At 69.3% G+C, this 20859-nt stretch carries 15 protein-coding genes and 1 riboswitch; of the genes, 5 read left to right on the top strand and 10 right to left on the bottom strand.

Annotation, left to right across the window (positions count from 1 at the left end):
- Nucleotides 1-53 precede the first annotated feature (53 nt).
- From ACG01O_RS14325 to ACG01O_RS14355, 7 genes are all read right to left on the bottom strand, one after another.
- Nucleotides 54-1901 (bottom strand): potassium transporter Kup, encoded by a 1848-nt coding sequence (locus tag ACG01O_RS14325; RefSeq protein ID WP_394386343.1) that lies wholly within the window; start codon nt 1899-1901, stop codon nt 54-56.
- 217 nt (nt 1902-2118) lie between these two features.
- Nucleotides 2119-4185, bottom strand: coding sequence for a M13 family metallopeptidase (locus ACG01O_RS14330; RefSeq protein ID WP_394385676.1), 2067 nt, complete (start codon nt 4183-4185; stop codon nt 2119-2121).
- A 103-nt stretch (nt 4186-4288) separates the two neighbouring features.
- On the bottom strand, nt 4289-5554 hold the full coding sequence (gene gshA / locus ACG01O_RS14335; RefSeq protein ID WP_394385677.1) for a glutamate--cysteine ligase: 1266 nt from the start codon (nt 5552-5554) through the stop codon (nt 4289-4291).
- A gap of 55 nt (nt 5555-5609) precedes the next feature.
- A complete protein-coding gene (locus ACG01O_RS14340) occupies nt 5610-6740 on the bottom strand; it encodes a GGDEF domain-containing protein (RefSeq protein WP_394385678.1) in 1131 nt (376 codons plus the stop codon).
- 112 nt (nt 6741-6852) lie between these two features.
- Nucleotides 6853-8403, bottom strand: a complete 1551-nt coding sequence (locus ACG01O_RS14345) for an ammonium transporter (protein ID WP_394385679.1) — start codon at nt 8401-8403, stop codon at nt 6853-6855.
- A gap of 37 nt (nt 8404-8440) precedes the next feature.
- Entirely contained in the window at nt 8441-8779 is a 339-nt protein-coding gene (gene glnK, locus ACG01O_RS14350; RefSeq protein WP_394385680.1) for a P-II family nitrogen regulator, read from the bottom strand.
- An 18-nt stretch (nt 8780-8797) separates the two neighbouring features.
- Nucleotides 8798-9526 (bottom strand): TorF family putative porin, encoded by a 729-nt coding sequence (locus tag ACG01O_RS14355; RefSeq protein WP_394385681.1) that lies wholly within the window; start codon nt 9524-9526, stop codon nt 8798-8800.
- Nucleotides 9527-9787: 261 nt separating this feature from the next.
- On the opposite strand from ACG01O_RS14355, the gene ACG01O_RS14360 reads away from it, so the two are divergent.
- Entirely contained in the window at nt 9788-11317 is a 1530-nt protein-coding gene (locus ACG01O_RS14360; RefSeq protein ID WP_394385682.1) for a YifB family Mg chelatase-like AAA ATPase, read from the top strand.
- Nucleotides 11318-11338: 21 nt separating this feature from the next.
- Here the strand turns inward: ACG01O_RS14360 and ACG01O_RS14365 are convergent, their stop codons facing one another.
- Both ACG01O_RS14365 and metH read right to left on the bottom strand, forming a co-directional pair.
- Nucleotides 11339-11986, bottom strand: a complete 648-nt coding sequence (locus tag ACG01O_RS14365; RefSeq protein ID WP_394385683.1) for a glycine zipper 2TM domain-containing protein — start codon at nt 11984-11986, stop codon at nt 11339-11341.
- A gap of 125 nt (nt 11987-12111) precedes the next feature.
- A complete protein-coding gene (metH, locus tag ACG01O_RS14370; protein ID WP_394386344.1) occupies nt 12112-14847 on the bottom strand; it encodes a methionine synthase in 2736 nt (911 codons plus the stop codon).
- Nucleotides 14845-14914: riboswitch (S-adenosyl-L-homocysteine riboswitch) on the bottom strand. It overlaps the preceding gene by 3 nt.
- An 85-nt stretch (nt 14915-14999) precedes the next feature.
- On the opposite strand from metH, the gene ACG01O_RS14375 reads away from it, so the two are divergent.
- Complete coding sequence (locus tag ACG01O_RS14375; RefSeq protein ID WP_394385684.1) at nt 15000-16202, top strand: HD-GYP domain-containing protein; 1203 nt, start codon at nt 15000-15002, stop codon at nt 16200-16202.
- A 7-nt stretch (nt 16203-16209) separates the two neighbouring features.
- A complete protein-coding gene (locus ACG01O_RS14380) occupies nt 16210-17376 on the top strand; it encodes a diguanylate cyclase (RefSeq protein WP_394385685.1) in 1167 nt (388 codons plus the stop codon).
- 54 nt (nt 17377-17430) lie between these two features.
- Here ACG01O_RS14380 and ACG01O_RS14385 read toward each other — a convergent pair whose 3' ends face one another.
- Nucleotides 17431-18066: a TetR/AcrR family transcriptional regulator gene (locus ACG01O_RS14385; protein ID WP_394385686.1), complete on the bottom strand. Its 636-nt coding sequence runs from the start codon at nt 18064-18066 to the stop codon at nt 17431-17433.
- Nucleotides 18067-18173: 107 nt separating this feature from the next.
- Here ACG01O_RS14385 and ACG01O_RS14390 point away from each other — a divergent pair, with 107 nt between their 5' ends.
- Nucleotides 18174-19547 carry an NAD(P)-dependent oxidoreductase gene (locus ACG01O_RS14390; RefSeq protein ID WP_394385687.1) on the top strand — a complete coding sequence of 458 codons (1374 nt, stop codon included), beginning with the start codon at nt 18174-18176 and terminating at the stop codon, nt 19545-19547.
- The gene (preA, locus tag ACG01O_RS14395) at nt 19540-20847 is read left to right on the top strand and encodes an NAD-dependent dihydropyrimidine dehydrogenase subunit PreA (RefSeq protein WP_394385688.1); all 1308 of its coding nucleotides are present in this window, start codon (nt 19540-19542) and stop codon (nt 20845-20847) included. Before ACG01O_RS14390 ends, preA begins: the two co-directional genes overlap by 8 nt.
- The last annotated feature ends 12 nt before the right edge of the window (nt 20848-20859 follow it).

The following is a 20859-nucleotide window of genomic DNA, read 5'->3' on the forward strand; positions in this document are numbered from 1 at the left end:
AACGGCCCCGAAGGGCCGTTGGCGTTGCAGCGACAGGTCGACCGGCAAGCCGCTCAGATTTCCACCTTGCTGCCCAGCTCCACGATGCGGTTGGTGGGCAGGTGCAGGAAGTCGGCCGCGGCGGCGGCGTTGCGGTGCATGCTGGCGAAGAGCTTTTCGCGCCACAGGGCCATGCCGGAGCCGATGGTGGGGATGACGATGTCGCGGCTCAGGAAGTAGCTGGTTTCCATGTCGTCCAGCTGCACGCCCTGCTTCTTGAGCAGTTGCAGCGCCTCGGGCACGTCGGGCTCGTTCTTGAAGCCGAAGTGCAGGGCCACCTGCCAGCAGTGGTTGCCCAGGGCTTCCACTTCGCAGCGCTTCTCGAACCCGATCCACGGCACTTCGTGGTGCTTCACGGTGACGAAGATGTTCTGCTCGTGCAGCACCTTGTTGTGCTTGAGGTTGTGCAGCAGGGCGTTGGGCGTGCTGCCTTTTTCCGCCGACAGGAACACGGCGGTGCCGGCCACGCGCGTGGGCGGGTTGATGAACACCGCGTCCAGGAAGGTGGTGAGCTCGATGGCGTCTTCGCGCAGCTTGTCGGACAGCTGGCGGCGGCCCTGCTTCCAGGTCAGCATGAGGGTGAACATGCCGATGCCGATCAACAGCGGGAACCAGCCGCCGGCCGCGATCTTGAGCAGGTTGGACGCGAGGAAGGTCACGTCGATCAGGAAGAACAGCCCCGTGGCGGCCACGCACAGCGCGAGCGGGTACTTCCAGCCGTAGCGGATGACGAAGAAGGTCATGACCGTGGTGATGGTCATGTCGATGGTGACGGCCACGCCGTACGCGCCGGCCAGCTTGCTGGACGAGCCGAAGAACACCACCGCCACCACCACCAGCACGAACAGGCTCCAGTTGATGAAGGGCACGTAGATCTGGCCGGTGTCGCGCACGCTGGTGTGCAGCACGCGCAGACGCGGCAGGATGCCGAGCTGGATGGCTTGCTTGGTGACCGAGAACGCAGCGGTGATGAGCGCCTGCGAGGCGACGATGGCCGCGGCGGTGGCGAGCAGGAACAGCGGGATCTCGGCCCAGTCCGGCGCCAGCAGGAAGAACGGGTTTTTGACGCCTTCGGGGTTGTCCAGCAGCATGGCGCCCTGGCCGAAGTAGTTGATGACCAGCGACGGCATCACCACGCCGTACCAGGCGATGCGGATGGGCTTCTTGCCGAAGTGACCCAGGTCGGCGTACAGCGCTTCGCCGCCGGTCACCACCAGCACCACGGCGCCCAGGGCCACAAAGGCCACCCAGCGGTATTCCAGGCAAAAGCGCAGCGCGTACATCGGGTTCACCGCGGCGAGCACCTTGGGGTTGTCGATGACGTGCGGCATGCCCAGCAGCGCCAGCACCACAAACCACGCCAGCATCACCGGCCCGAAGGCCTTGCCGATGCCGCCGGTGCCGAAGCGCTGCACCGAGAACAGGCCCACCATGACGATGAGCGTCAGCGGCAGGATGGCGTCGTGGTACTGGGGCTCGTAGACGTCGATGCCTTCCACCGCGCCCAGCACGGTCATGGCCGGGGTGATGACGGCGTCGCCAAAGAAGATGGCAGTGCCGAACAGGCCGACGAGCATCAGGCTGCGGCGCAGCGGCGGCCGGTCGTTCACGGCGTTGGTGGCCAGGGCCAGCATGGCGATCAGCCCGCCCTCGCCGTTGTTGTCGGCGCGCAGGATGAGCAACACGTATTTGAACGAGACGACGACGGTCAGCGTCCAGAACAGCAGCGAGAGCACGCCGAGGATGTTGTCCGGCGTGGTGGCCACGTGGCCGCCATGGAAGACTTCTTTCAGCGCGTAGAGCGGGCTGGTGCCGATGTCGCCGTAAACGACCCCGAGAGCACCGAGGGTCAGGCCCGCCATCGCCGAGGGGCTGCGGGCCGCGTGGGAAGAACTCACTTCGGAGAGACCACCGGCACAAACCGGGGCATTTGTTCAAAAGTGAGGATTCTCCGCCCACTTTTGGGGTTTTGTGCACCGCAGCAAAACCACGTAAGCGAGTCTTGACGCAAGCGTGGGACCGGCGTACCCCAGGGGGCCTTCCCCACCCGAGCGGGCCGGCAGCGCCGGCCCGGAGGCGTCACCAGATCTTGATGCGGTCGGCCGGGGCCTTGAACATCTTGTCGCCGGGCTGGGTCTTGAAGGCGTCATGGAAGCCGTCGTGGTTGACGGCGGCGCCGTTGGCGCGGAACTGCGGCGGCGAGTGCGGGTCCACGGTCAGTTGTTGCAGCAGGCGCGGGTCGCGGATCTTTTCGCGCCAGCCCTGCGACCAGCCCATGAAGAAGCGCTGCTCGCCGGTCAGGCCGTCGATGACGGGCGACGGCTGGCCGCCCAGCGAACGCTGGTAGGCCTTGTAGGCGATTTGCAGGCCCGACAGGTCAGCCATGTTCTCGCCCAGCGTGAGCTTGCCGTTGATGCGCTTGCCGGGCAGGGGCTCGTAGCCTTCGTACTGCGCCTCGAGCCGGGCGCCCACGGCCTCGAAGGCCTTGCGGTCGTCGTCGGTCCACCAGTTGGCGAGCACGCCGTCGCCGTCGAACTGGCTGCCTTCGTCGTCGAAGCCGTGGCTGATTTCGTGGCCGATGATGGCCCCGATCGCGCCGTAGTTGACCGCGTCGTCGGCCTGTGTGTTGTAGAACGGCGGCTGCAGGATGGCGGCCGGGAACACGATTTCGTTGAGCGTGGGGTTGTAGTACGCGTTGACGGTCTGCGGCGTCATGCCCCACTCGCGCTTGTCCACCGGCTGGCCGGCCTTGGCGGCCTGGCGCTCCCAGTCGAAGCGCGCGGCGCGCTGGCGGTTGCCGGCGGCGTCACCGGCCTTCACTTGCAGCGCGTCGTAGCGGCGCCAGACGTCGGGGTAGCCGATCTTGACGAGGTACTTGGAGAGCTTGTCCCGCGCCTTGGCCTGGGTGGCGGGCGTCATCCAGGTCAGGCTATCGATGGACTCGCCGTAGGCGGTCAGCAGGTTCTGCACCAGCACCAGCATGCGCGCCTTGTCGGCCGCGGCGAAGTGGCGCTGCACGTACACCTCGCCCACGGCCTCGCCCAACGCGGCGTTGACGCTCTCCACCGCCTGCTGCCAGCGCGGGCGCGGGCTGCGGGCGCCCGTCAACGCGGCGCCATGGAAGGCAAAGCTGGCATCGCGCAGCGCGCGCGGCAGCACGGTGGCGTGGGCGTCCAGCACGCGCAGGGTGAGGTACAGGCGGATGTCTTCAAGCGGCGCCTCGGCCATCCACTGCGCCGCGGCGGTGGCGTAGCTGGGCTGGGCCACGCTCAGGCGGTCGAGTGTGGGCAGCGCGGCAGCGCCGAACATGGCGGCCCAGTCCCAACCCGGTGCGTTCTTGGCCAGCTCGGCCGGCGTCATGGGGTTGTAGTTCTTCTGCGGATCGCGGTTCTCGTCAGCCGGCCATTGCGCCTGGGCCAGGCGGTGTTCGAACACGATCACGCGCCGGGCGGCGTCGTCCGGCTGGCGCAGCCCGGCCGCGCGGGCCAGCACCGCAAGGTAGCGCCGGTAGGCATCACGCGCGCGGGCCATCTCGGCGTCGTCGGTCTTGAGGTAGTAGTCCCGGTCGGGCAGGCCCAGACCGCTTTGCGACAGGCTCAGCCGGTTCGTGCCGGGCTGCTTGAAGTCGGGGTCCACGCTGAGCGCCCAGGGCAGGTCCACCACGCCCACGTGGCGGCCGAGCCATGGGGCGAGTTGCTCACGCGTCTGCAGCGCGGCAATGCTGTCCAGCATGGGGCGAATGGGGGCCAGGCCCGCCTTGTCGATGGCGGCGGTGTTCAGGTGGCTGGCGTAGTACGCACCGATCTTGCCTTCCACGGTGTCGGTGTCGCGCTGGGTGGCCGCCAGCGACTCGACGATGCGGCGCACGCGCTCGTCCGACAGGTCGGCCAGCTGCGTGAAGCTGCCGTAGGCGGACTTGTCGGCCGGAATCCGCGTGGTGGCCAGCCAGCGGCCGTTGCCGGCGCGGAACAGGTCGTCTTGCGGGCGCACGGTGCGGTCTTGGCCGGACTTGTCGAACCCGGAGGTGAGCGGCGCGGCAGTGGGCGGCGCAGCGGTGGCCACGCCCGGCAAGCTGGCCAGCGGCAGCGTGACCGGCAGCGAGAGAAACAGCGACAGGGCCAGGGGGGCCAAGCGGGGGGTGTTCATCGGCGGCGCGTTGAAAGCTGGAAAGGCGCGCAGCCTAAACCACGCGCCTCGCCGGGCCGACAGTGAACGCCCCCGGGGGCGGGGGCAGGAAAGCCCCAGGGGCTCAGGCCGCCTCGGCCTCGGCCTGCGGGTCGGTGGCTTCCAGCTCGTAGCTGGCGGCCAGCATCGCCAGGCGGGCGATCACGCCGTACATGTAGAAGCGGTTGGGCGCGCTGGCGCCGGGCTTTTCGCCGGGGCGCGGCAGGTGGGGCGAGTCGGCAAACGCGAGCGGCACGTAGCTGGCGCCCGGGGTGTTGAGGCTTTCGTCAATGCCGCGCTGGGCATGCACGCGGTAATAGCCGCCCACCACGTAGCGGTCCATGGTGTAGACCACCGGCTCGGCCACGGCCTCGTGCACACGCTCGTGGGTGGCCACGCCTTCCTGCACGATCAACTCCTGGCCCAGCCCGTCCGGCAGGCCCGCGGCCAGGGCTTCGATGTCCTTGGCGTCGCGCACGGTCATCACCGGGCGGCCGTTGCTGCCCACGTCGCTCTTGATGATGACGAAGGGCTTCTCGTTGATGCCGTATTCCTTGTACTTGCGGCGCACCTTGGTGAGCTGGGCGTCGGCCGCGGCCTGCAGGGCATCCAGGCCCTTCTTGCCCTGCAGTTGCACGCCCTGGAAGGACGGCGTGATGAGCCACGGGTCCATGCCCAGCAGCTTGCCGAAGCGCTTGGCCACTTCCTCGTACGCGCGGAAATGCTGGCTCTTGCGGCGCACGCTCCAGCCGGCATGCAGCGGCGGCAGCAGGTACTGCTCGTGCAGGCCCATCAGCTGCGGCGGCGTGCCGGCGGCGAGGTCGTTGTTGAGCAGGATGGTGCAGGGGTCGAAACCCTTGATGGTGAGGCGGCCGCGCTTGCGCACCAGCGGCTCCACCACGATCTCGCCGCCGCCCGCGCTCTTGAGCGCCGTGGGCTCGGTGATGGCGGTGTCCAGCGTGCCGAAGCGCACGTTCAAACCGGCCTGCGTGAAGATGCGCGCGAGCGTGGCCAGGTTGTCCAGGTAGAAGCTGCAGGTGGCCCCGGTTTCCGGAATGACGAGCAGGTTGCGCGCCTCGGGGCAGATCTTCTCGATGGCCGCCATGGCCGCCTGCACCGCCTGGGGCAGCATCTGCGGCGTCAGCAGGTTGAAGCCGCCCGGGAACAGGTTGGTGTCCACCGGCGCGAGCTTGAAGCCGGCGTTGCGCAGGTCCACTGACGCGTAGAAGGTGGGCGTGTGCTCCATCCACTCCAGCCGGAACCAACGTTCCGTCGCCGGCATGGATTCCAGGACGCGGGCTTCCAACTCATTGATGGGGCCGTTCAGGGCGGTGATCAGATGGGGAACCATGACCGAATGATCTCAAACTGGGTGGGGCCGACGCACATGGGGGTGGCCGGCGGGATCACAAGACGCCTTCGTCGCACGCGGTGCGCCCGCGCCCGGCGGCCTTGGCGCGGTAGAGCGCATCATCGGCCCGCTGGATGGCGGCCGCCAGCGTCTCGCCCGGCTTCACGCGCACCGCGCCTGCGCTGAAGTCCACCGCAAAGCCCAGGCTGGCCTCGCAGCGGCGGCGCAGGGCCTGGTGCAAGCGCGCGTCCAGCCGGGTGAAGGCCTCGGGCTCACACTGCCGCAGCACCACGCAAAACTCTTCGCCGCCGTAGCGGCCCACCAGATCGCTGGCGCGCAGCTCGCCCTTGAGCACCTCGCCGGTGAGCTTGAGCACCTCGTCGCCCACCGGGTGGCCGCGCTCGTCGTTGACGCGCTTGAAGTGGTCCAGGTCCAGCATGAGCATGACCGGCGCGTCACCGGCGTGCGCCAACCCCAACGCCCGGCCGGCGCGGGTCATCCACTCGCGGCGGTTGAGCAGGCCGGTCAGGGTGTCCAGCGAGGCCAGCCGCACCAGGGCCTGCTCGGCTTCGTCGCGATGGGCCAGCAAGAAACCCATGGTGCCCAGCACCAGGCTGGCGTTGAGCAGCATCAGGTGGGCGATGTTCAGCGGGTGTGGGGCCACAAAGCGTGGATACACCTCGGGCCAGCCCAGTGCCAGGATCGCCCGGGCCAAGGTGAGCCCCGCATTGCCCGCCGCCGCCAGCCCGCACATCCAGCGCCAGCGCACGCGCCCGGCGCCCTGCAGCAGCATCCAGGTCGCCCAGGCCACCTGGGTGGCAATCGTCAGGTTGGTCAGCCCGGTAGCGATGGGCTGGTTCTGGAAGACGAACACATGCACCGCGCCGAGCAGCAAGGGCGGCCACCACAGCGCGCCCGATGGCACCGGCCGGCCGAGGAAGCGACTGGCCGACAGCACCATGGCCGCCGCCGAGCCGCTGAGCGCCATCACACCCAAGGTGGCCAGTGCGCGAGGCCAGGCCAGCGTGGCCCCGATCAACAGGCCGAACCCGGCGGCCTGCCCCAGCAGCATGAACTGCCAGGCCTGCAGGCCACTGCGCGAGCGAACTCCGACATTGGCCAGCAGGGCCAGAAGCATCAGCAGTGCATTGACCAGCACCGCCGACAACAGGGTGACGACATCCATGGCCGTCCAGCATAGCCCGCCCCTGAACCGGCTCTCGCCAAGAAAAAAGCCGCCCGGTGGGGCGGCTTTCACGAAGACCCGCGCGGCTGGGCCGGCGGGCACTTGCGTCAGATCACTTGTGGTACGCGGTCTCGCCGTGCGACGAGATGTCCAGACCTTCGCGCTCTTCCTCTTCGGTGACGCGCAGGCCGATGGTCAGGTCGACCAGCTTGTAGGCGATCACGGAGACGACACCCGACCACACGATGGTCACGCCCACGGCCTTGGCCTGGGTCATGAACTGCGTGGCGATGGAGTACGCGTCGGGGGCGATCATCGAGGCCGTGACCCAGTCACCGACCGCGCTGGGGCCACCCAGGGCCGGGCTGTTGAACACACCGGTCAGCAGGGCGCCGACGATGCCGCCCACGCCGTGCACACCGAACACGTCCAGCGAGTCGTCTGCACCGATCAGCTTCTTCAGGCCGGACACGCCCCACAGGCAAGCGAAGCCCGCCACGAAGCCGATGACCAGACCGCCACCGATGCCGACGTTGCCGGCCGCCGGGGTGATGGCGACCAGACCGGCCACCGCACCCGACGCTGCACCCAGCATGGACGCCTTGCCCTTGAGCAGCGCTTCACCGATGCACCAGGCCAGCACAGCAGCAGCCGTGGCAGCGAAGGTGTTGATGAAGGCCAGGGCCGCGAAGCCGTTGGCTTCCAGGGCCGAGCCGGCGTTGAAACCGAACCAACCCACCCACAGCAGCGAAGCGCCCACCATGGTCAACGTCAGGCTGTGCGGGGTGAAGGCTTCACGGCCGTAGCCCACGCGCTTGCCCACCATGAAGGCACCCACCAGGCCAGCGACAGCGGCGTTGATGTGCACCACGGTGCCGCCGGCGAAGTCCAGCGCGCCCCATTGCCAGATCAGGCCGGCCTTGGCGTTGGTGGCGTCCACCACGTCAGCGGCCGTGTAGGCATCCGGGCCCGCCCAGAACCACACCATGTGGGCGATCGGCAGGTAGCTGAAGGTGAACCACAGCACCAGGAAGGCGAGCACGGCGGAGAACTTGATGCGCTCAGCGAACGCGCCAATGATCAGGCAGCCCGTGATGCCGGCGAACGTGGCCTGGAAGGCGGCGAACACCATCTCGTACATCGGCACGCCCTTGCTGAACGTGGCGCCCAGTGCGAAGGTGCCGGCGACGTTGTCCCAGATGCCCTTCATGAAGAGACGATCCGTGCCACCGATGAAGGCGTTGCCCTCGGTGAACGCGAAGCTGTAGCCGTACAGGCACCACAGCACCACGATCAGCGAGAAGCCGACCATCACCTGCATCAGCACCGACAGCATGTTCTTGCTGCGCACCAGGCCGCCGTAGAACAGCGCCAGGCCCGGCACCGTCATCAGGATGACGAGCAGGGTGGACAGCATCATCCAGGTCGTGTCGCCCTTGTTGGGCTGGGCGGGCGGCGCCGAGGCGGCGTCGGCCGGCGCAGACGCAGCAGCGGCTGCAGCCGGAGCAGAGGCGGCATCGGCCGCCGAGGCCGGTGCGGCGGCCACGGCCGCAGCCGAGGCGGGAGCCGATGCCGAGGCGGGAGCCGATGCCGGGTCTTGAGCCCAGGCAGCCGGCGCGAGCAGGCCGGCGGCAAGCGCGAGGCCGGCGAGAAGCTTCTTCATGGGAGGGTTCTCCAAACGAGGGTTGTGAACGCGCGCTTCAGAGCGCGTCGTTGCCGGTTTCGCCGGTGCGAATGCGAACGACCTGGTCCAGCGGCGACACAAAAATCTTGCCGTCGCCGATCTTGCCGGTGCGCGCCGAAGACTCGATGGCCTCGATGACGCGCTCGACGACGTCGTCGTTCACGGCCGCTTCGACCTTGACCTTGGGCAGAAAGTCCACCACGTACTCCGCACCGCGGTACAGCTCGGTGTGGCCCTTTTGGCGGCCGAAGCCCTTGACCTCAGTGACCGTCAGGCCCTGCACGCCGATGGCGCTCAGGGCTTCACGCACCTCGTCGAGCTTGAACGGCTTGATGACGGCAGTGATCAATTTCATGTCGCGCTCCAGTGATGCTTAGAAAGTCTTCTTCAGGCCGAGCACGAGCGTGGACTTGCCCATGAACTTGCCGTTGACGGGGCTGGCGTAGGCCGTCTTGTTGGCGTCGGTGCCGATCAGCGAGCCGCTCACCACCAGGCCGGAGAAGTCCTTGGCCAGGGTCACCGAGTAGTCGGTGTAGGAGGCGGCGGAGTTGTGCTTCACGGTCTGGTGGCCGATGTGCGGGGCCACGCTCAGGCCATCACCCAGGTCAAAGGTGGCGGTCACGTCGAAGTAGCCCGAGCCCTTGCTGTCGGCAAAGCCGAACAGGTTGGTGGTGCTTTGCGAGTACTTGGCCGTCACGGGGCCGAAGCTCAGGGCGCCGTACACCTCCAGCGTGTTGGCGCTGGGGTTCAGCTTGTTGCCGGAGTACACGTACTGCAGCAGGCCGACGTCCAGCGTCAGGCCCTTGGCGACTTCGGTCTTGTAGCCGCCGTACAGGTCCACTTCCACCTTGGAGTCGCCACCAGCGTCCTTGATCCACTTGATGCTGGATGCCCAGGCGCCCACGTAGAAGCCGTTGGCGGCGGCGTAGTCCACGCCGCCTTGCAGGGCCGGCTTCAGGCGGGTTTGCGAGATGCCGCGGTAGCGGTACTCGGTCACGGCGCCGACGTTGAACGACAACGGATCCGGTGCCGGCTCATCAGCCATTGCGGGCAGAACAACCGCGGACAGGGCCAGGGCAAGCAGCGAAGGGGACAACTTCATGGCGGGGCTCCTCATTCAAGTTAGGGAAAGGCAGTCCGCCAAGTCTTTGCAGCTTCCGTGCCAACAGTCATGCCCGGGGGGCGCGCACGAATCTGGGTCCATCGCGCCCAGCACCCAGGCGCACGCACCAAACTGGACAGACGCACCAGCCTCTCATGCACACAACTGGTGCATCAAGGGGAAAAGCACCCGCCGCACCGCCACCCCCAGCCCTAGACTGCGCCGCCCCTGCACCGTCCCAACGCCCGAATCGCCCCGCCCATGAGCCTTGCCACCGTCCACAGCCGCGCCCTCGACGGCCTGGCTGCCGCCGCGGTCACCGTAGAAGTGCACCTCGCCAACGGCCTGCCCAGCTTCACCGTGGTGGGCCTGGCCGACACGGAAGTGAAGGAGGCCCGTGAGCGCGTGCGCGCTGCTCTGGCCAACAGCGGGCTCGGGTTTCCGGCGAACAAGCGCATCACGGTGAACCTCGCTCCGGCCGACTTGCCCAAGGAAGGCGGCCGGTTCGACCTGCCCATGGCGCTGGGCCTGCTGGCGGCCAACGGCCAGATCGACCCGGCCCGGCTGGCGCGGCTGGAATGTGCGGGCGAGCTCTCGCTGGCGGGTGAGTTGCGCCCGGTGCGCGGCGCCCTGGCCATGGCGTTGGCGCTGCGCCAGGCCGGCGCCCGCGGCGAACCCGCGCGCGAGTTGCTGCTGCCCGAAGCCAGCGCCGCCGAAGCCGCGCTGGTGGACGGCCTGGTGGTGCGGCAGGCGCGCCACCTGCTGGACGTGGTGGCCGCGCTGCAACCCGAGGGCGACGCCCTGCCCCGCGCCACCGCCCTGCCCCGGCTGGCGCAAGCCGGCCTGCTCGACCTGTCGGACATCAAGGGCCAGGCCGGCCCCAAGCGCGCGCTGGAAATTGCCGCCGCAGGCGGACATTCACTGCTGATGAGCGGCCCGCCCGGCACGGGCAAGTCCATGCTGGCCCAGCGCCTGGCCAGCCTGCTGCCGCTGCTGGACGACGAAGCCGCACTGGAATCGGCCGCAGTGCTCAGCCTGGCCGGCCAGTTCGACATCAGCCGCTGGGGCCAGCGCCCGGTGCGCGCACCGCACCACTCGGCCTCCAGCGTGGCCCTGGTGGGCGGCGGCTCGCCCCCGCGGCCGGGCGAGATTTCACTGGCCCAGCATGGCGTCCTGTTCTTGGATGAACTGCCGGAATTTCCCCGCGCGGCGCTGGAAGCCTTGCGCGAACCGCTGGAGACGGGCCGCATCCTGATCTCGCGCGCCGCGCGCCAGGCCGAGTTCCCGGCCCGCTTCCAGCTGGTGGCGGCGATGAACCCCTGCCCCTGCGGCCACCTGGGCAACCCGCTGAAGGCCTGCCGCTGCTCGCCGGACCAGATCGCCCGCTACCAGGGACGGCTGAGCGGTCCCTTCCTGGACCGGCTGGACCTGCTGATCGAAGTGCCGGTCATTCCGCCGCGCGAATTGCAGGACCTGGCTCCGGGTGAAAGCTCGGCCGTGGTGGCCGCGCGCGTGGCCCAAGCCCGTGCGGCTGCGCAGGCCCGCCAAGGCTGTGCCAACGCGCAGTTGCAAGCCGCCGATCTGCCCACGCACGCCGTGCTGGAGCCGGCGGCGAAAGCACTGCTGGACCGCTCGGCCGAAAAACTGGGCTGGTCGGCCCGCAGCTTCCACCGCGTGCTGCGCGTGGCGCGCACCGTGGCCGACCTGGCCGGCGCCGAGCACATCGCCCCGGCGCACGTGGCCGAAGCCATTCAGCTGCGCCGCGGCCTGCCCGGCGCGGCCGGCGCTTGACCCGCAGGCGGCTCAGCCCCTTCAGACGCGGCTGAAGCCGCCTTCCGTCAGGCGCACCACGTCGCCCACACGCAGGCCGGGGTCGGCGCTGCGCTCGAATCGGCGGGTGCGGCCATCGGCCTCACGCACCTGGATGACCCAGACGGTGTGGCTCTTCTGGTTCTTCTCGATCTCGTTGCCCGCATAGCCGCCGCCCACGGCGCCGGCCACGGTGGCGAGCTTGCGGCCATTGCCGCCGCCCACCATGTTGCCCAGCAAGCCGCCCACCACGGCGCCGCCCACAGCCCCCACGCCGCTGGACTGACCGCGGCGCGCCTCGGTGTGCACATCCGTCACGCGGGCGCAGCCGCTGCACAGCGCGGGCTCTACCGGCAGGGGTTCACCGTTCTGCGCCACCGTGGCCGCCGGCGGCCGGCTGTTCGACGTCGTCGCCGGGCCGCGCGAGGCGATACGTGCGGGCGCCGGCTCCACTTGGGGCTGAACGGCAGCCTCGCGCGCAGCGTTCGTCGCCGGCTGCGAAGTGGCCGCGGGCATCGGTGCTGCCGCATCCGGTACCGGCTCACCGCCTTGCGACCGGCCCACGGCGTAGGCGCCGCCCAGCAGTGCGATCACGACGGCCACGCCGGCAACGATCTGGGTGGACTTGATGGGGTGAGTGGCGGTCGACATGGGGCCTCCGGTGTTGTTGAACGACGGGCGTGAGCATGCCGCCGCACCCGGCGCCGCCCTGTAGGACAGGGCCGCAGCGGGAGCGCGCAACTGTGTCTGTTCGTGTCCGTTCGTGTTGGCCGGGCTCAGCCCAGCAGGGGCGCCAGCGCGCGGCGTGCGTCGGCGTCGCTCAGGCCGCAGCGGGCGGCCCAGTCGGCGACCTGGTCGTCGCCGATGCGGCCGACGTTGAAGTACGCCGCGTCCGGGTGCGCCAGGTAGAAGCCACTGACGCTGGCGGCCGGCGTCATGGCCATGCTGTCGGTCAGGCCCATGCCGATCTCGTCGGGGGCCAGCACCTGGAACAGGTCGGCCTTGGCGAGGTGGTCCGGGCACGCGGGGTAGCCCGGTGCCGGACGGATGCCGGTGTACTTCTCGGCAATGAGGTCCTCATTGCTCAGCGACTCGTTCGCGGCGTAGCCCCAGAACTCGCGGCGCACGCGCTCGTGCAGCCACTCGGCGGCGGCTTCGGCCAGGCGGTCGGCCAGGGCCTTGAGCATGATGGCGGCGTAGTCGTCGTGGGCGGCCAGGAACTCGGCTTCCTTCTTGTCCACGCCCAGGCCGGCGGTCACGGCGAAGAGGCCGATGTGGTCGCCGCTTTCCGCCACGAAGTCGCTCAGGCAGCGGTTGGGGCGCCGCACCTTTTGACCGTCCGGGCCCTCTACCACCGGGCGCTCGGTCTGCATGCGCAGGCCGTGCCACACCATGGGCGGCTCGCTGGCGATGGCGATGTCGTCGCTGTTCACCCGCGCGGCCGGGTACAGGCCGAACACCGCATGCGCCTGCAGCCAGCGGCCGTCGATGATCTTCTTCAGCATGGCCTGGGCATCGGCAAACACCTTGCGCGCCTCGGTGCCCACGATTTCGTCGTCCAGGATGGCGGGGTAAGGCCCGGCCAGGTCCCAGGTCTGGAAGAACGGGCCCCAGTCGATGTACTTCGCGAGCTCGGCCAGGTCCAGGTTCTTCAGCACGCGGCGGCCGGTGAACTTCGGGGCCGGCGGCATGCGGGCCTGGTCCAGCGGCGCGGCGTTTGCACGGGCCTCGGCCAGCGTCACCAGCGGCGTCTGCTTCTTGCCGGCGTGCAGGGCGCGGGTCTTCTCGATGTCGGCCTTGAGCTCGGCGATGTAGGCGGCGGCACGGTCGTCGCTCAGCAGCTCGGTGCACACGCCGACCGCGCGTGAGGCGTCGGGCACGTAGACCACCGGGCCGTCGTAATGCGGCGAGATCTTGACGGCCGTGTGCACCCGGCTGGTGGTGGCGCCGCCGATCAGCAGCGGCATGTGGCGCGACGAGAAGTATTCATCGCGCTGCATCTCGGCCGCCACGTGCTGCATTTCTTCCAGGCTGGGCGTGATGAGGCCCGACAGGCCGATGATGTCCGCGCCCTCTTCCTTGGCCTTCTTGAGAATGTCCTGGGCCGGCACCATCACGCCCATGTTCACAACCTCGTAGTTGTTGCACTGCAAGACCACGGTGACGATGTTCTTGCCGATGTCGTGCACGTCGCCCTTGACCGTGGCGATGACGATCTTGCCCTTGGGCTTCACGTCGCCGCCGGCGGCTTCGAGCTGACGCTTTTCTTCCTCGATGTAGGGCACGAGGTGGGCCACGGCGCTCTTCATCACGCGGGCGCTCTTCACCACCTGGGGCAGGAACATCTTGCCCTGGCCGAAGAGGTCGCCCACCACGTTCATGCCGGCCATCAGCGGTCCTTCAATGACGTGCAGCGGCCGGCCGCCCGTGGCGCGAATCGCCTGCCAGGCTTCCTCGGTGTCTTCGACGATGAAGTCGGTGATGCCGTGCACCAGCGCGTAGCTCAGGCGCTCGTTCACGTTGCCCGCGCGCCAGGCCAGGCGGGCGGAGTCGTCCTTGCCGGCGCTTTTGGCCCGGTCGGCAATCTCGATCAGGCGCTCGCCGGCATCCTTGCGGCGGTTCAGCACCACGTCTTCCACGCGCTCGCGCAGCTCGGCGTCGAGGTCGTCGTACACGCCCACCATGCCGGCGTTGACGATGCCCATGTCCAGGCCCGCCTGGATGGCGTGGTACAGGAACACGGTGTGGATGGCTTCGCGCACCGGCTCGTTGCCGCGGAAGCTGAAGCTCACGTTGCTCACGCCGCCCGACACCTTGGCGCCCGGCAGGTTCTGCTTGATCCAGCGGGTGGCCTCGATGAAGTCCACGGCGTAGTTGTCGTGCTCCTCGATGCCGGTGGCGATGGCGAAGATGTTGGGGTCGAAGATGATGTCTTCGGGCGGGAAGTCCACCTCGTCCACCAGCACGCGGTAGGCGCGCTCGCAGATCTCGGTCTTGCGGGCAAAGGTGTCAGCCTGGCCCTGTTCGTCAAAGGCCATCACCACCGCGGCGGCGCCGTAGCGCTTGACCAGCTTGGCCTGGCGCTTGAACTCGTCCACGCCCTCCTTGAGCGAGATCGAGTTGACGATGCCCTTGCCCTGGATGCACTTGAGCCCCGCCTCGATGACCGCCCACTTGGACGAGTCGATCATGATCGGCACACGGGCGATCTCGGGCTCGCCGGCGATCAGGTTCAGGAAGCGCACCATGGCCGCCTGGCTGTCGAGCATGGCCTCGTCCATGTTGATGTCGATGACCTGGGCGCCGTTCTCGACCTGTTGGCGGGCCACGGCCAGCGCATCCTCGAACTGGCCGGCCAGGATCATGCGGGCGAACGCCTTGGAACCGGTGACGTTGGTGCGTTCGCCGATGTTGACGAACAGGCTGCCCGCGTCGATGGCGACGGGTTCCAGACCAGAGAGCTTGAGGGGGGGCGGCGTGCGGGTCATCGATGGCGGTCCACAGGGGGAGATCGATGAGCGCCGTTGGAAGGAATCCGAGCCTGGCAGGTGGGGCCCTGTCGCAGCGCTCCTCGGATGAGCCGGGAATTCTACGCAGCCACCCCTTCGCCGTGGCTCAAGTTGCGCTTGCCATGGCCGAAGCCCGGCTCAGAATGCCCCCTTCCATGCCCGTTGACCTCATCCAGCTGCCCGCGCAATCGTTGCGTCTGGGCATGACCCTGCCCTACGACGTGTACGACGGAGGTGGCAAGCTGCTGTACGCCCGCGGCCAGACGCTGCGCGACTCGCCCCTGGTGCGTGGCCTGATCGACGGCGGCGCCTGGGTGCGCTCGGAAGACACGGTGGAGTACCAGCGCGCCCGCGCCCACCGGCTCGACACGCTGGTGCTACAAGACAAGCCGCTGTCAGACATCGCCAAGGCCGACACCAGCTTCCGGCTGGAGCAGCCCGCCGCCGCCAAGGTGGAACTGGGCCCGCGGGAGGCGTGGTCGGACCTGCTGCTGCACACCCACGCCCTGCTGCGCGAGACCGAGCCGCAAGACTTCGCCGGCCGGCTGGCCGCATTGCGGGACCAGGCCCTGCAACGCCTGCACGCCCACCCCGACGCCACGCTGGTGCTGCTGATTTTTGAGACCAGCCAGGAATTTGCCGACTACAGCGCCCGACACGCCCTGCTGTCGCTGCTGCTGGCCGACCTGACCGCCCAGCAGCTGCGCATGCCGGCGCCGCTGCGCGAGGCCCTGCAAGGCGCGGCACTCACCATGAACTACGGCGCCGGCCCCGCCCATGACCGCCTGGCCGCGCAGGCCGACGCGGCCACGCCGTCGCAACGCCAGGCCCTGGCCGCCCACGGCGACCGCGCGGCCGCCCGTCTGGCCCAGGCTGGCATCACCGACAACGCCTGGCTGACCGCCGTGCGCTTGCACCACGAGGCCGGCCCCGGCCCGCTGGCCGGCCGCGGTGCCGGCGAGATGCTGGCCCGGCTGCTGCGCCGCATCGACATCTTCGGCGCCCGCCTGTCGCCGCGCCGCACCCGCAAGGCGCTCAGCGGGGCAGCCGCAGCCCGCGCCGTGTTTCTGGACGAACACCAGCAGCCCGACGAAGCCGGCGCCGCGCTCATCAAGGTGGTGGGCCTGTACCCGCCCGGCACCATCGTGCGCCTGGCCAACGGCGAGGTGGGCGTGGTCTACAAGCGCGGCTTCAGCGCCAACGAGCCCATGGTGGCCGCGCTGCTGGGCAAGAGCGGCAGCCCCTTGAGCAACCCCGTGCCACGGGACACGCGGCTGGCCTCGCAGGCGATTGCCGCCAGCCTGGCGCCGGCCGAGCTCAAGCTGCGCGTGAACCTGGAAGCCCTGCTCCGGCTTTGACCCCACCATGGCTGACGACGCTTCGCCCCCCGCCGACCCGCAGCGGGCGAGGCTGCGCCGACACCTGGTGTGGGGCGTGGTGCTGCTGCTGACGCTGGTGACCGCCGGCACCGCGCTGGCCCTCATGGAAAGCCACCAGGCCTTGCAGGCCCGGCTGCTCGGGCGGCCGGTGGCGGAACTGGAAACCCGCATCGGCCTGGTGTTCACGCTGCTGGCCCTGGGGCAAGGCGCGGTCATCGTGGCCGCGGCGGTGTTGATCGACCGCGTGCAGGCCCGCCACCGCCGCGCCCAGGCCCACGTGGCACGCCTGGCCAGCGAGCGCGGGGCGCTGCTGGACAACGACCTCGTGCCCATGGTGCGCCTGCGCGACCGGCGCGAGGTGTGGCACAACCGGGCGTTGGCCGAGATGTTCGGCTACGCACCGGGCGAGCTGGACGGCCAGTCGTCCCGCGCGTTCTACGCCGACGATGCCGCATTCGAGCGCGCCGGCCGGGGCTATGCCCGCATGCCGGCGTCGGGCCGCTTCCGCGCCCAGCTGCCCATGATGCGCAAGGACGGCCGACGGCTGTGGATCGACCTCAGCGGCACGCAGCTGCCCGGCGGCGACTCGCTGTGGATGATGGTGGACATCACCGCGGTGAAAGAGCGCGAACAGGAAGCCCGGCACCAGGCCCTGCACGACGGCCTGACCGGCCTGCCCAACCGCCACCTGCTGCACGACCGCCTGGGCCTGATGCTGCGCGACGCCGCCCGGCGCCACTCGGCCCTGGCCGTGTGTTACCTCGACCTGGACGGCTTCAAGGCCGTGAACGACCACCAGGGCCACGATGCCGGCGACGCCCTGCTGTGCGCCGTGGCCCAGCGCCTGAACGAGCACCGGCGCGGCAACGATGTGGTGGCGCGCATCGGCGGCGACGAGTTCGTGGTGGTGCTCAGCCACCTCACCACGCCCGAGGGCGAGGCCCGCGCGCTGGAGCGCTTGCAGCACTGCTTCGACACCCCGTTCGAACTGCCCGGCGGCCACACGGCCCGGGTGGGCGCCAGCATCGGCGTGGCGCTGTACCCCACGCATGGCGACACGGCGGCTGCGTTGGTGACGCTGGCGGACCGCGCCATGCTGACCGGCAAGCGCGCCGGCAAGGGCCGCTGGGTGCTGCACAGCAGCGCGGCGTGAAGCGACGACCGGCACGCCAGTGGCACGCCGGAACCGCCGCCGCAGCGGCGGGGTTCAGTCCAGCGCCAGGCTGCGCCAGATCAGGTCGGTGATGAGCACGCGGGCGGCTTCGAAGTCCGCGTCGTCCAGCCGGGGCTTGCCCATGTAGAGCGAGAACTGCGGCCCCAAGTCTGCGTAGGCCTGCGTGGACGACCAGATCAGGAACATCAGGTGCGTGAAGTCCAGGCGCCGGATCAGGCCCTGCTCGGCCCAGTCCTCGAAGCGCTCCACGTCGGCGTGCAGCAGCGGCATGACCTGGGCCTTCAGCACGTCCTGGTAGCGCGGCGCGCCGGCCATGATCTCGCGGGTGAACACTGCGTTGCCACTGGGGCGCTCGCGGCTGAAGCGCAGCTTCACGGCCACGTAGGTCTGGATGGCGGCCTGCGGCTCGTCCGCCTCGGCAATCGCCGTCATGTTGGCCATCCACTCGCCCATCACGCTGTCCAGCACCGCGCGGTACAGCTCTTCCTTGCTGGGCCAGTGGTACAGCAGGTTCTGGCGGGAGAGGTCCAGCGCCGCGGCAATGTTGTCCAGGCTCACCCCCTCGAACCCGAAGCGCGCAAACTGCCGTTCGGCCTCGGCCAGGATGACCTCCTGCTTGCGAAGGGTGGCGGCACGCGGGATGCGGGTCACGGGAGCGGTGTCGGTCATGTGCCCCATTTTGTGCGGCGCGCACCAACGCGGCGCTGCGGGTTTTTACGCTTCGGTCAAGTTTTACTGGGTAGTAATGTTTGGCTGTCAGACACCCGGAGACCCCCGTGGACCTTGCCGATCTGAAGTCGGGACGCCTTGCGCCCGCCGAGTACGCCCGCCGCCTGGGCGATGCGCACCCGCCGCTGAACCGCACGCAGGCGCTGATTGAGGCCGAGCGCTGCTACTACTGCTTCGACGCCCCCTGCCAGACGGCCTGCCCCACGGGCATCGACGTGCCAAGCTTCATCCAGCGCATTGCGCAAGACAACCCGCGCGGTGCGGCCGAGGCCATCCTGACGGCCAACCCGCTGGGCGGCATGTGCGCCCGCGTCTGCCCGACCGAAGTGCTGTGCGAGCAGGCCTGCGTGCGCAACACGAACGAGTCCAAGCCGGTGGAAATCGGGCTGCTGCAGCGCTTTGCGGTAGAGGCTCACTTCGTCACTCCCGGAGCCCGGCCACTGTTCGAACGCGCGCAGCCCACTGGCCATCGCGTGGCCGTGGTGGGGGCCGGCCCGGCGGGCCTGGCGGCCGCGCACGGCCTGGCCTGGCGCGGGCATGAGGTCACGCTGTTCGACGCCGCCCATAAGCTCGGCGGCCTGAACGAATACGGCCTCGCCACCTACAAGGTGGCCGGCGGCTTCGCGCAGCGGGAAATCGACTGGCTGCTCAGCATCGGCGGCATCACACCCCGGCTCAACACCCGCCTGGGCCGCGACATCACGCTGGACGGCATGCTCGCCGAGTACGACGCCGTCTTCCTGGGCCTGGGCCTGCAGGGCGTCAACGCGCTGGGCATTGCCGAGCCGGAGCTGCCCGGGCTGCGCGATGCCGTGGACTTCATCGCCGAACTGCGCCAGAGCGCGCCGGAAATCGTGCCGGTGGGCCGCCGCGTCGTCGTCATCGGCGGCGGCATGACCGCCGTGGACGCCGCCGTGCAGAGCAAGCTGCTGGGTGCGGAGCAGGTGACCATGGTCTACCGCCGCGGGCCGGACGGCCTCTCGGCCTCGCTGCACGAGCAGCAGTGGGCCCAGACGAACGGCGTGACGATCCGCTGCTGGGCGCGCCCCGTGGCCGTCGAAGCCGAAGGCGGTGTCGTGCGCGGCATTCGCTTCGCCGCCACCCGGCTGGAGCACGGCAAGCTGGTGGACACCGGCGAGCAATTCTTCCTGGAGGCCGACCTGGTGCTGCGCGCCATCGGCCAGACCTTTGTGGCCGAGCCTGTCGGCGCCGCCATCGCACTGGAAGCCGGCCGCATCCAGACCGACGCCGACGGTGCCACCAGCCTGCCCCGCGTGTGGGCCGGCGGTGACTGCCGCGCCGGCGGCCGCGACCTGACCGTGGAAGCCGTGGAGCACGGCAAGCGCGCCGCCGCGGCCATTGACCGCGCCCTGGGCCTGGGCACCGCCCGCCACACCGACACGGAGGCCCGCCATGGCTGACCTGAGCACCGATTTCCTGGGCATCAAGAGCCCCAACCCCTTCTGGCTTGCGTCGGCCCCGCCGACCGACAAGGAAGTGAACGTGCGCCGCGCCTTCGAGGCCGGCTGGGGCGGCGTGGTCTGGAAGACGCTCGGCGAAGACCCGCCGGTGGTCAACGTCAACGGCCCGCGCTACGCCACGCTCTGGAGCCAGGACCGCCGCGTCATCGGGTTCAACAACATCGAGCTCATCTCCGACCGGCCGTTGCAGGTCAACCTCGACGAAATCAAGCGCGTGAAGCGCGACTTCCCGGACCGCGCCATGGTGGTGAGCCTGATGGTGCCGGTGAACGAACCGAGCTGGAAGGCCATCCTGGAACGCGTGGCCGATACCGGCGCCGACGGCGTGGAGCTGAACTTCGGCTGCCCGCACGGCATGAGCGAGCGCGGCATGGGCGCGGCCGTGGGCCAGGTGCCGGAGTACATCCAGCAGGTCACCGAGTGGTGCAAGAAGCACACGAAGATGCCGGTCATCGTGAAGCTCACGCCCAACATCACCGACGTGCGCTTTCCGGCCCGCGCGGCCAAGGCGGGCGGCGCCGATGCGGTGAGCCTCATCAACACCATCAACTCGGTGATGGGCGTGGACCTGGACCGCATGACGATGAGCCCCGTCACCGACGGCTGGGGCTCCCACGGCGGCTACTGCGGCCCGGCCGTGAAGCCGATCGCGCTGAACATGGTGGCCGAGATTGCGCGCGACGCCACCACCGCCGGCCTGCCCATCAGCGGCATCGGCGGCATCAGCACCTGGCGTGACGCGGCCGAGTTCATCGCCATGGGCTGCGGCACCGTGCAAGTCTGCACCGCCGCCATGGTCTACGGCTTCAAGATCGTGCAGGACCTGTGTTCGGGCCTGTCCAATTTCATGGACGAGAAGGGTTACGCCAACCTGAAGGCCTTTCAAGGCATGGCGGTTCCCTCAGTCAAGAACTGGAACCAACTCAACCTCAACCACGTGGAGAAAGCGGTCATCGACCAAGCGAGCTGCATCCAGTGCGGCCGCTGCCACGTGGTGTGCGAAGACACGTCCCACCAGGCCATCTGGGCCACGAAGGACGGCAAGCGCCACTTCCACGTGAACGAAGCCGAGTGTGTTGGATGCAACCTCTGCGTGTCGATCTGCCCGGTCCCTGGCACCATCTCGATGCGCGCGCTCCAGCCTGGGGAGACCGATGCACGCACCGGTCGCGTCATCGACGGCTCCTACGCCAACTGGACCACGCATCCCAACAACACCATGCGCGCCGGGTGCGCGTGAAGCAAGGATCTG

The sequence above is a fragment of the Pelomonas baiyunensis genome, assembly GCF_043555935.1.
GTDB lineage: Bacteria > Pseudomonadota > Gammaproteobacteria > Burkholderiales > Burkholderiaceae_C > Pelomonas > Pelomonas baiyunensis.